We start from the raw sequence: 9,405 nt of genomic DNA, 5'->3' as shown, positions 1-9,405 counted from the left end.
TGCAGCATCGCCCGGCACTCCGCCAGCCCGGGCGCCTCAGAGGAGGGCTCCGCGTCGAGGACGGGGCGGTCGGTGGCGGGGCGGTCGGCGTCGGTCATGGGCTCCACCGTAGCGGCGGGGCGGCTGCCGGCCCGCCTCAGGCCCAGAGGCCGGAGCCGGCCATCAGCCGGACCGCGAGCACCGCCATCACGACGGCGATCAGCACGTCCAGCACCCGCCACGCGCGGGGGTCGGCGAGGACGCGGGACAGCAGGCGGGCGCCGTAGCCCAGGGCCGTGAACCACAGGACCGACCCGAGCACGGCGCCGGCGGCGAACGCCCAGCGCCCGTCCGGGCCGTGCTGGTTGGCCAGGCTGCCCAGCAGCACCACGGTGTCCAGGTACACGTGGGGGTTCAGCCAGGTGAGGGCCAGCGTGGTGCCCAGCACGGAGCCGGCGGTGCGCGGGGCCTGCTCGGCCACGAGCGCCTGGGGCCTCAGCGCCGAGCGCAGCGAGGACGCCGCGAACCACAGCAGGTACAGCGCACCGGCCCAGCGCAGCGCCTCGAGCAGCCACGGCACGGCCTGCACGAGCGCCCCCACGCCGGCGGTGCCGGCCAGGATCAGCACGGCGTCCGAGGCCATGCACACGACGACGACGAGCCCCACGTGCTCACGCCGCACGCCCTGGCGCAGCACGAACGCGTTCTGGGCGCCGATCGCCACGATCAGGGCGAGTCCGGTGAGCAGGCCCGTCAGGGCGAGGGTCGTCATCTCAGGCCCCCAGCCCCCACCCCTCGGCGCGCAGCTCGCGTCGGGTGGCCCCGGCGCGCATGCGCTCCAGGAGCTCCTCGCGGCCGGGCCTGAGCTCGTAGGCCAGCAGGGCGCGTGCGGCCTCGGGGTCGGTCTCCCCCTCGCCGTACGAGGGGCACCACCGGGCGATCGGGCACGCCCCGCACGCCGGCCGGCGCGCGTGGCACACGCGGCGGCCGTGGAAGATCAGGTGGTGGGACAGCATCGTCCAGTCCCTCGGCGGGAAGAGGGCGGCGACGGCGTGCTCCACCTTCACGGGGTCCGTCTCCTCCGTCCAGCCCAGGCGGCGGGCCAGCCGCCCGAAGTGCGTGTCCACGGTGATGCCGGGGCGGCCGAACGCGTTGCCGAGCACCACGAACGCCGTCTTCCGGCCCACGCCCGGCAGCGTGACGAGGTCCTCAAGACGCCCGGGCACCTCGCCGTCGAACCGCTCCACGAGCTCCCGCGAGAGCCCCAGCACCGCGGCGGCCTTGTTCTTGTAGAAGCCGGTGGGCCGCACGAGCTCCTGCAGCTCCGGCTCGGCGGCCGCCGCCATGGCGTGCGCGTCGGGGAAGCGCGCGAACAGGGCCGGGGTCACGGAGTTCACCCGGACGTCCGTGGTCTGCGCGGAGAGGACAGTGGCCACCAGCAGCTCGAACGGCGTCTCGAAGTCCAGCTCCGCCACAGCGTAGGGGTAGGCCTCGGCCAGGACCCGGTCGATGCGCCGCGCCCGCCGGGTCAGGGCCAGCGGCGTCTCCCCCGTGGGGGTCGGCGCCGCCGTCGTCGTCGTGCTCTCCTCGGCCATGGGGCCGCCTCCCGTCCTCGGTGCCGCTCCATCCTAGGGAGCGGGCGGGAGGGGGGGTGTCACACAGCGCCCGGAGGGTGCGCCGTCGACCCCGGCGTCCCCTATCGTGTGCCAGGACACGCTGTGCCGCGCATCACACCCGTGCGGCGCTCCCCCGCCGTCGAGACCCAGAGGAGACCCCCGTGGACGAGACCACCCGCACGTACCCGCCGTCCGAGGAGTTCGCCGCCCAGGCCGTGGCCGGCGCCGGGCTCTACGAGGAGGCCGACGAGGACCGCCTCGCCTACTGGGCGCGCCGCGCCCGCCAGCACCTGCACTGGGAACAGGGCTTCACCGAGGTCCTGGACTGGTCGGACGCCCCGTTCGCGAAGTGGTTCCCGGACGGCACCACCAACGCCGCGTACAACGCCCTGGACCGCCATGTGGAGGCCGGGGACGGGGACCGCGTGGCGCTGCACTTCGAGGGCGAGCCCGGCGACACCCGCACGTGGACCTACGCCGAGCTGGCCGCCGAGGTCCGCCGCGCCGCCAACGCCTTCGAGTCCCTCGGCGTGGCCAAGGGCGACCGGGTGGCCGTCTACCTGCCGATGATCCCCGAGGCCGTCATCACCATGCTGGCCTGCGCGCGCATCGGCGCGGTCCACTCCGTGGTGTTCGGCGGGTTCTCCGCGGACGCGCTGCGCTCCCGCGTGGACGACGCCGAGGCGAAGCTCGTGGTGACCGCGGACGGCTCCTTCCGCCGCGGCAAGCCGTCCATGCTCAAGCCCGCCGTGGACCAGGCCCTCTCCGCCGAGGGCCACACCGTCCAGCACGTGCTGGTGGTGAGGCGGAACGAGGCCGAGGTCGAGTGGACCGACGGCCGGGACGTGTGGTGGCACGACGTGGTCCCCGCGCAGTCGGACGAGCACGAGCTGGTGTGGCACGAGGCCGAGCACCCGCTGTTCATCCTCTACACCTCCGGCACCACGGGGAAGCCCAAGGGCATCCTGCACACCACGGGCGGCTACCTGGTGCAGACGGCCGCCACGCACCACGACACCTTCGACCTCCACGCGGACACGGACGTGTACTGGTGCACCGCCGACGTCGGCTGGGTCACCGGCCACTCGTACGTCGCCTACGCGCCGCTGGTCAACGGCGCCACCCAGGTGATCTACGAGGGCACCCCGGACTCCCCGCACCAGGGCCGCTGGTGGGAGATCGTGCAGAAGTACGGCGTGACGATCCTCTACACGGCGCCCACCGCCATCCGCACGTTCATGAAGTGGGGCCGCCAGATCCCGGACGGCTACGACCTCTCCTCGCTGCGTGTGCTCGGCACCGTGGGCGAGGCCATCAACCCGGAGGCCTGGCGCTGGTTCCACGAGGTGATCGGCGCCGGACGCTGCCCGATCGTGGACACCTGGTGGCAGACCGAGACCGGCGCCCACATGCTGACCCCGCTGCCGGGCGTCACCGAGCTCAAGCCCGGCTCCGCCCAGCGGCCCACCCCCGGCGTCTCCCTCGAGGTGGTCGACGAGCTCGGCGAGCCGATGGGCGACAGCACCTCCCCCGGCTTCCTCGTGGCCCGCGAGCCCTGGCCGTCCATGCTGCGCGGCATCTGGGGCAACCCGGAGCGCTTCAAGGAGACCTACTGGAACCGCTTCCCGGGCATGTACTTCGCCGGCGACGGCGCCCGGTACGACGAGGACGGGGACATCTGGCTGCTCGGCCGCGTGGACGACGTCATGAACGTCTCCGGCCACCGCCTCTCCACCACCGAGATCGAGTCCTCGCTCGTGGCGCACCCGAAGGTCGCCGAGTCGGCCGTGGTGGGCGCCGCGGACGAGACCACGGGCGAGGCCGTCGTCGCCTTCGTCCTGCTCACCGAGGAGGCCGCGGCCTCCGGTGAGGACGTGGAGGCGGTCCAGGAGGAGCTGCGTCAGCACGTGGGCAAGGACATCGGCCCGATCGCCAAGCCCAAGCGCGTCCTCGTGGTCCCGGAGCTGCCCAAGACCCGCTCCGGCAAGATCATGCGCCGCCTGCTCAAGGACGTGGCCGAGGGCCGCGATCCGGGCGACGCCACCACGCTGGCCGACCCCACGGTGATGCAGCGCATCACCGACACCCTGGCCGGCTGACCCGGGACGACGACGCCCCCGCCCCTCCGTGTGGAGGGTGCGGGGGCGTCGTCGTGTCCGAGCAGGAGGCGGGGACCCGGGCTCAGGCGCGCCGGGCCGCCTCCGAGCGGAGGAGGTCGAGGGCCTCCTCCGGGGTGAACCGCAGGCGGCCGAGCACCTCGTCGGCGAAGGCCCGGGCGGCGGCGCGGGCACGGTCGGCGCGCTCGTCCGCGGCGGCGGCCACGAACGTGCCGGCCCGGCCGCGGCCCTCGAGCAGGCCGTCCGCCTCGAGGTCCCTGTAGGCCCTGGCCACGGTGTTGGGGGCCAGGCCCAGCTCGCCGGCCAGGGTCCGCACGGGCGGCAGCCTGTCGCCGCGGGCCAGGTGCCCCGCCGCGACGGCGTCGCGCACCGCGTCCGCCAGGGCCGCCGCGACCGCCCCGCCGCCGGCCTCGACGGACAGGAAGGGCAGGCTCGTGGAGGCCCGCCGGGCACGGGACGGGCCCGGGACCGTGGTCCCGGGCCCGTCCGCGGTGGAGCGCGTGCTCACCGGCGCCTCAGCGGACGGAGGTGTCGGCGCGGACGCCGTCCGCGGCACGCCGCCGGTCGCCGAGCTCCCCGGATGTCTCGTCCGGGTGCTTGAGCAGGTGCACGGCGGACAGGGCCAGACCGCCCCACACGAGCACGATCGCGATGGTCATCATGGTGATGGCGAGGGGGGACATGGCTCAGGCCTCCTGGGTGGCGGGGACGAGGTCGTCGTCGTCGTGTTCGTGGGTCGACTGCTCCGCGTGCAGGCTGGACTTGCGGGACCAGGGGATCAGGGACAGCAGGACCGCGAGGACCACGGACCCGATGGCCAGGCCCCAGCCGTAGAGGCCGAGGAAGTCGGCCGGGTAGCCCTCGTACCCCTCGTTCATGGTCTTGAGGATCCAGGAGATCCACATCCAGGCGAGCAGCAGCGGCATGACCACGCCGAGCAGGATCTGATAGCCCCGGCCCAGGCGGAAGGAGGAGACCGAGTTCAGGTGGCTCACGATCCGCCCGCCCCGGCGGGCCACCCACATCACCAGGACCACGGACATCAGGGCGGCGCCCACGATGCCGAAGTTGTTGGCGAAGGCGTCCATGGTGTCCAGCATCTGCACGCCGGTGGTGGTGGAGAACAGGGAGAGGGAGACGGCGCCGGACAGGCCCACGACGACGGCGGTGGCGGTCCAGCGACCCCAGCCCAGCTTGTCCTTCACAGCCGAGATGACCACCTCGAGGATGGAGATCAGCGACGTGAAGCCGGCCAGCACGAGCGAGCCGAAGAAGAGGATGCCGACGAGGGTGCCGGCCGGGGCCTGGGAGATGAGGGTCGGGAAGGCCACGAACGCCAGGCCGATGCCGCCGCCGACGACCTCGGAGACCTGCACGCCGGAGGCCTGCGCCATGAAGCCCAGGGCGGAGAACACGCCGATGCCGGCGAGGATCTCGAACGAGGAGTTGGAGAAGCCCACCACCAGGCCGGAGGCCGTGAGGTTGGTGCGCTTCTTCAGGTAGGAGGCGTAGGTGACCATGATGCCGAAGCCCACGGAGAGGGAGAAGAAGATCTGGCCGTAAGCGGCGATCCACACGCCGGGCTCGGCGAGGGCCGCCCAGTTCGGGGTGAACAGGGCGTCCAGGCCCTGGGCGGCGCCCGGGAGGGTGAGGGCGATGACCACCAGGACCAGGAACATCACCACGAGCAGCGGAATGCCCACCATGGAGGCCAGCGCCACGCCGCGGCGCACGCCGAAGCCCATGATGAGCAGCACGAGCAGCCACACGGCCAGCATCGGCCAGAAGACGCCCGGCACGACGTCGAAGGACGGGGAGGGGTCCTCGGCGGTCTGCAGGTAGGTGCTGAACAGGAAGGTCTCCGGGTCCGCGCCCCAGCGCTGGTCGAGGGAGAACCAGGTGTACATGATCGCCCAGGCGATGATCGCGGCGTAGTACACGCCGATGACCACGCAGATCAGGACCTGCCACCAGCCGATGGACTCGGTCCACCGGGAGAGGCGGCGGAAGGCCAGGGGGGCGGAGCCCCGGAAGCGGTGGCCGATCGCGTAGTCGAAGAACAGCAGAGGGATGCCCGCGGTGAGCAGCGCGATCAGGTAGGGGATCACGAAGGCGCCGCCGCCGTTCTCGTACGCCACGTACGGGAAGCGCCATATGTTGCCGAGGCCCACCGCGGAGCCGATGGCGGCGAGGATGAACGCCCACCGGCCGGTGAACTCCTCGCGGGTGCGCGTCGGCGTGCTCGCCGTCGCGGATGCGGACGTGGACATGGGGGAGGACCTCCGGGACGAGCCGCGGCGCGGGGCCCGGCCGGGGCCCTGACGCGGCGGTGATGCGGGTGTGAGTGAGCACACGGTACTGCAGGGTCCGAGGACCGGACACCGCTCCTCCGGCGTGTCCGCATCCTGGACGCCCCCGGGGACGACGTCGGCGGCCTCAGGCGTGCACGACGTCCGGCCCCGCCGGGGGCGTAGGGGCGCGCAGCGGCGGCAGTCCGGAGAGCACCTCGCCCACGGCGGCCTGGAGGGCGTCCGCGGCCCCGTCCACGGGCGTCGGCACGGTCCGCTCGGCGACCGCGAGCACGCGGGACCGGCCCGTCTCCGCCACCAGCACCGCCGGCAGGGCGGGGGCCAGCCGCGGGGCCAGCACGCCGAGGAGCACGAGGCACACCACGGTGGCGAGCAGCGCCCCGGCCACGCCGTCGAGACGCCGGACCACCCCGCCCCCGAGCCCGCGGCGCAGGGCCGAGCCGACACGCAGGCCCAGCCCCTGCCCGAGGACGAGCAGCAGCAGGCCGGCCACCACGACGGCCACGGGCCTCCACACCGGGTCCGGCACGAGCCCCGGCACGCGCGGCAGGGCCCACGCGCAGGCGGCGAGGCCGAGGGCCGCACCGAGCAGGGAGCCGGCCACGCCGCTGGCCCCGCGGCGGGCGCCGGAGGACACGCTGAGCAGGAGCACGAGCACCAGGACGGCGTCGACCCAGGTCAGGGGCGGTTCCATGAGAGGCCTCCGGTCCGTGTCGCTGCTCGTGTGACGCCCGTGGTGAGCGGGGTCACCAGGGTATCGGCACCCCCTGGGGCGATGGGGCACAATGGCTGGCAACAGTCCGGGCGTCTTCGCCGCGGAACGCCGTACGACCGTCGGAAGGGACACGCACACATGGATCTCGAGGTTCTGCGGAAGGCTCCGCTCTTCACCAACCTGGACGACGAGGTGTTCGCCACCCTCACCTCCGAGCTGACCGAGGTGGACCTCTCCCGCGGGGCCTCCGCCTTCCACGAGGGCGACCAGGGTGACCAGCTCTACGTGATCATGTCCGGAAAGATCAAGCTGGGCCGCACCGCCTCCGACGGCCGCGAGAACCTCGTGGCCGTCCTCGGCCCGGGCGAGATCTTCGGCGAGATGGCCCTGTTCAACCCGGCCCCGCGCTCGGCCACGGCCACCGCCGTCTCCGCCACGCGCCTGGCCGGCCTGCGCCACGAGAACCTGCGCCGGGCCATCGCCTCCTCCCCGGACGTGTCCCTCCAGCTGCTGCAGGCCCTGGCCCAGCGCCTGTCCAAGACCAACGAGTCCCTCGCGGACCTCGTGTTCTCCGACGTGCCCGGCCGCGTGGCCAAGGCCCTGCTGGACCTGGCCGACCGCTTCGGCCGACCGGCCGCGGACGGCCTGCTCGTGGCCCACGACCTCACCCAGGAGGAGCTGGCCCAGCTGGTGGGCGCCTCCCGCGAGACCGTCAACAAGGCCCTGGCCGAGTTCGTGCAGCGCGGCTGGATCCGCCTGGAGAACCGCGCCGTGGTGGTCCTGGACCTGCAGCGCCTGCGCCAGCGCTCGCGCTGAGCACCCCCGCACGACGGAGGGCCCGCACCGGTCGGCGCGGGCCCTCCGTCGTGGTCGGGGCGCTCAGTCCCGCGCGACCGCCTCGGCGACGGTGTGCAGGGTGCCGGTGGCGACGTCGTCGCCCTCGACCTCGGTGCGCAGGCGGACGTGCGGCACGGGGTCCCGACCGTGGCCGAGCGAGAGCAGGAAGCCGGCCGCCGTGCGGTGCCGGGCCACGTCCCGCAGCACGAGCTGGGTCAGCGGGGTGGACACCTCCGCCAGCGCGACGCGACCCCCCTCGCCCAGCCAGCCGGCCGGGCCCGGCAGGGGCAGCGGCTCCACGAGCAGGCGCCGGGCGGAGAGCCAGCCCTGCAGGTCCGGACCGTCCGGGCGGGGGACGGGCTCCTGCTGCGGGGGCAGGGCCGCGGCGAACACCACGGTGTCGAAGCGGCGCGGGCTGTGCGGAGCGGACTGCCAGCGCCCCAGGGCGCGGAGCAGGTCCGTGCGCAGGCCCAGGCCGCGGTCGTCGAGCAGCTGCGGCAGGCCGGCGTCGCCGTGCTCGAGCGAGGAGCGGCGCGCGCCCCACGTCTCCCCGCGCGCGTCCTGGACGACCTCCATGTCCGAGGCGCCCGCCAGGAGCACCCCGGACTCCTCGAACAGCTCGCGCACCGCGGCCACCACGTGCTGGCGCACCCGGCGGCGGTCGGCCAGCCCGAGGGCGTGCGCCCACTCCCCCGGGCTCGGACCGAACCACGGGCACGGGTGCGCGTCCGACTCCACGAGCGAGCCGCCCGGGAACCCGACCCGCCCCAGCGGGGTGCGGCCGGCCCGGTGGCGCAGCAGCACCTCCACGCCGTCCGCACCGTCGCGCACCAGCACGACGGCGGAGGCCGGGCGCGCGGGGCGGACCTGACGGTGGCGCTGGGCGAGCCACTGCCGCGTCAGCTCCTCCTCGTGGGAGGGGACGGGGACGCGGTCCGCCGCGTCAGCGGACACGGACGGTGAGCTCCACCTCGACCGGGGCGTCCAGGGGCAGGACGGCCACGCCCACGGCGGAGCGCGCGTGGCGGCCGGCGTCGCCGAAGATCTCGGCGAGGACGTCCGAGGCGCCGTTCACGACCGCCGGCTGCGCGGTGAACCCGGGGTCCGAGGCCACGAAGCCGACCACCTTCACCACCTGCACGACGGCGTCGAGGTCGCCCACGAGCTCGTGCACCGCGGCCACCGCGTTCACGGCGGCGGTGCGGGCAAGGTCCTGCGCCTGCTCCAGGCTCACCTCGGCGCCGACCTTGCCGGTCAGCGGCAGGGCGCCGCCCACGAAGGGCAGCTGGCCGGAGGTGAGGACGAGGTCGCCGTCGCGCACCGCGGGGACGTAGGAGCCCACCGGGGCCGCCACGGCGGGCCGGGCCAGACCCAGCTCCGCCAGGCGGGCGGCCGCGGCACCCTCGCCCCAGGACGGGGCGGACGGCTGGTCGGCCACGGTCAGGCCGCCTTCGGGCGCTTGAGGTAGGCGACGGGGTTGGGGCCGTCGGGGCCGGGCACGACCGCGACGAGCTCCCACCCGTCCTCGCCCCACTGGTCGAGGATCTGCTTGGTGGCGTGGATGAGCAGGGGGACGGTGGCGTACTCCCACCGGGTCTGAGAAGTCATGGGACCAGCGTAGCCAGCCGTGGACGCCCCCGGCTCGCCCCGGGCCGTGCCGGTACACTTCCGGCATGTCCTCCCGCGCCGCACGCTCCTCCCGCGCCGCCCATCCGGCCGCCCGCTCCTCCGTCCTGGGCCGCCTGCTGACCTTCCTCGGGCTGGCCGCGCTGGCCGGGCTCCTGGTGGCGGGGCTGACGCTGCCCGCCATGGGCGCCGGACGGGCCGTCTTC

The 9,405-nt window shown here is 74.5% G+C and carries 11 protein-coding genes; 2 read left to right on the top strand and 9 right to left on the bottom strand.

Translation table 11 applies throughout. The features are described from left to right. Positions 1–136 precede the first annotated feature (136 nt). Both Q4D18_RS01875 and nth read right to left on the bottom strand, forming a co-directional pair. On the bottom strand, positions 137–751 hold the full coding sequence (locus tag Q4D18_RS01875) for a LysE/ArgO family amino acid transporter (RefSeq protein WP_303125202.1): 615 nt from the start codon (positions 749–751) through the stop codon (positions 137–139). 1 nt (position 752) lies between these two features. Beyond that, positions 753–1,574 (bottom strand): endonuclease III, encoded by an 822-nt coding sequence (nth, locus tag Q4D18_RS01870; protein WP_303125201.1) that lies wholly within the window; start codon positions 1,572–1,574, stop codon positions 753–755. 182 nt (positions 1,575–1,756) lie between these two features. On the opposite strand from nth, the gene acs reads away from it, so the two are divergent. After that, positions 1,757–3,694: an acetate--CoA ligase gene (gene acs, locus Q4D18_RS01865; protein WP_303125200.1), complete on the top strand. Its 1,938-nt coding sequence runs from the start codon at positions 1,757–1,759 to the stop codon at positions 3,692–3,694. 82 nt (positions 3,695–3,776) lie between these two features. On the opposite strand, the gene Q4D18_RS01860 is transcribed toward acs, so the two are convergent. From Q4D18_RS01860 to Q4D18_RS01845, 4 genes are all read right to left on the bottom strand, one after another. Further along, positions 3,777–4,220 carry a GntR family transcriptional regulator gene (locus tag Q4D18_RS01860; protein ID WP_303125199.1) on the bottom strand — a complete coding sequence of 148 codons (444 nt, stop codon included), beginning with the start codon at positions 4,218–4,220 and terminating at the stop codon, positions 3,777–3,779. A gap of 7 nt (positions 4,221–4,227) precedes the next feature. After that, positions 4,228–4,395: a methionine/alanine import family NSS transporter small subunit gene (locus Q4D18_RS01855; RefSeq protein WP_303125198.1), complete on the bottom strand. Its 168-nt coding sequence runs from the start codon at positions 4,393–4,395 to the stop codon at positions 4,228–4,230. Between the two features lie 3 nt (positions 4,396–4,398). After that, positions 4,399–5,982 carry a sodium-dependent transporter gene (locus Q4D18_RS01850; RefSeq protein WP_303125197.1) on the bottom strand — a complete coding sequence of 528 codons (1,584 nt, stop codon included), beginning with the start codon at positions 5,980–5,982 and terminating at the stop codon, positions 4,399–4,401. A 166-nt stretch (positions 5,983–6,148) separates the two neighbouring features. Then, complete coding sequence (locus tag Q4D18_RS01845) at positions 6,149–6,715, bottom strand: CvpA family protein (RefSeq protein WP_303125196.1); 567 nt, start codon at positions 6,713–6,715, stop codon at positions 6,149–6,151. 159 nt (positions 6,716–6,874) lie between these two features. On the opposite strand from Q4D18_RS01845, the gene Q4D18_RS01840 reads away from it, so the two are divergent. Beyond that, entirely contained in the window at positions 6,875–7,552 is a 678-nt protein-coding gene (locus Q4D18_RS01840; RefSeq protein WP_303125195.1) for a Crp/Fnr family transcriptional regulator, read from the top strand. A 63-nt stretch (positions 7,553–7,615) separates the two neighbouring features. Here the strand turns inward: Q4D18_RS01840 and Q4D18_RS01835 are convergent, their stop codons facing one another. From Q4D18_RS01835 to Q4D18_RS01825, 3 genes are read right to left on the bottom strand one after another with little or no spacing between them, the layout of a single operon-like run. Next, entirely contained in the window at positions 7,616–8,527 is a 912-nt protein-coding gene (locus tag Q4D18_RS01835) for an NUDIX hydrolase (protein ID WP_303125193.1), read from the bottom strand. Beyond that, entirely contained in the window at positions 8,517–9,017 is a 501-nt protein-coding gene (locus Q4D18_RS01830) for a RidA family protein (protein WP_303125272.1), read from the bottom strand. Before Q4D18_RS01830 ends, Q4D18_RS01835 begins: the two co-directional genes overlap by 11 nt. Beyond that, positions 9,014–9,181, bottom strand: coding sequence for a hypothetical protein (locus Q4D18_RS01825; RefSeq protein ID WP_303125192.1), 168 nt, complete (start codon positions 9,179–9,181; stop codon positions 9,014–9,016). Before Q4D18_RS01825 ends, Q4D18_RS01830 begins: the two co-directional genes overlap by 4 nt. Positions 9,182–9,405 lie beyond the last annotated feature (224 nt).

The organism is Micrococcus sp. (genome assembly GCF_030523875.1).
In the GTDB taxonomy this organism is placed as follows: Bacteria; Actinomycetota; Actinomycetes; order Actinomycetales; family Micrococcaceae; genus Micrococcus.
This window is presented reverse-complemented; position numbering and strand designations above follow the sequence as displayed.

Coding starts and splice junctions, on each gene's coding strand:
- Q4D18_RS01875 (WP_303125202.1), bottom strand. CDS start 751: ATGACGACCCTCGCCCTGACGGGCCTGCTCACCGGACTCGCCCTGATC.
- nth (WP_303125201.1), bottom strand. CDS start 1,574: ATGGCCGAGGAGAGCACGACGACGACGGCGGCGCCGACCCCCACGGGG.
- Q4D18_RS01855 (WP_303125198.1), bottom strand. CDS start 4,395: ATGTCCCCCCTCGCCATCACCATGATGACCATCGCGATCGTGCTCGTG.
- Q4D18_RS01850 (WP_303125197.1), bottom strand. CDS start 5,982: ATGTCCACGTCCGCATCCGCGACGGCGAGCACGCCGACGCGCACCCGC.
- Q4D18_RS01845 (WP_303125196.1), bottom strand. CDS start 6,715: ATGGAACCGCCCCTGACCTGGGTCGACGCCGTCCTGGTGCTCGTGCTC.
- Q4D18_RS01840 (WP_303125195.1), top strand. CDS start 6,875: ATGGATCTCGAGGTTCTGCGGAAGGCTCCGCTCTTCACCAACCTGGAC.
- Q4D18_RS01825 (WP_303125192.1), bottom strand. CDS start 9,181: ATGACTTCTCAGACCCGGTGGGAGTACGCCACCGTCCCCCTGCTCATC.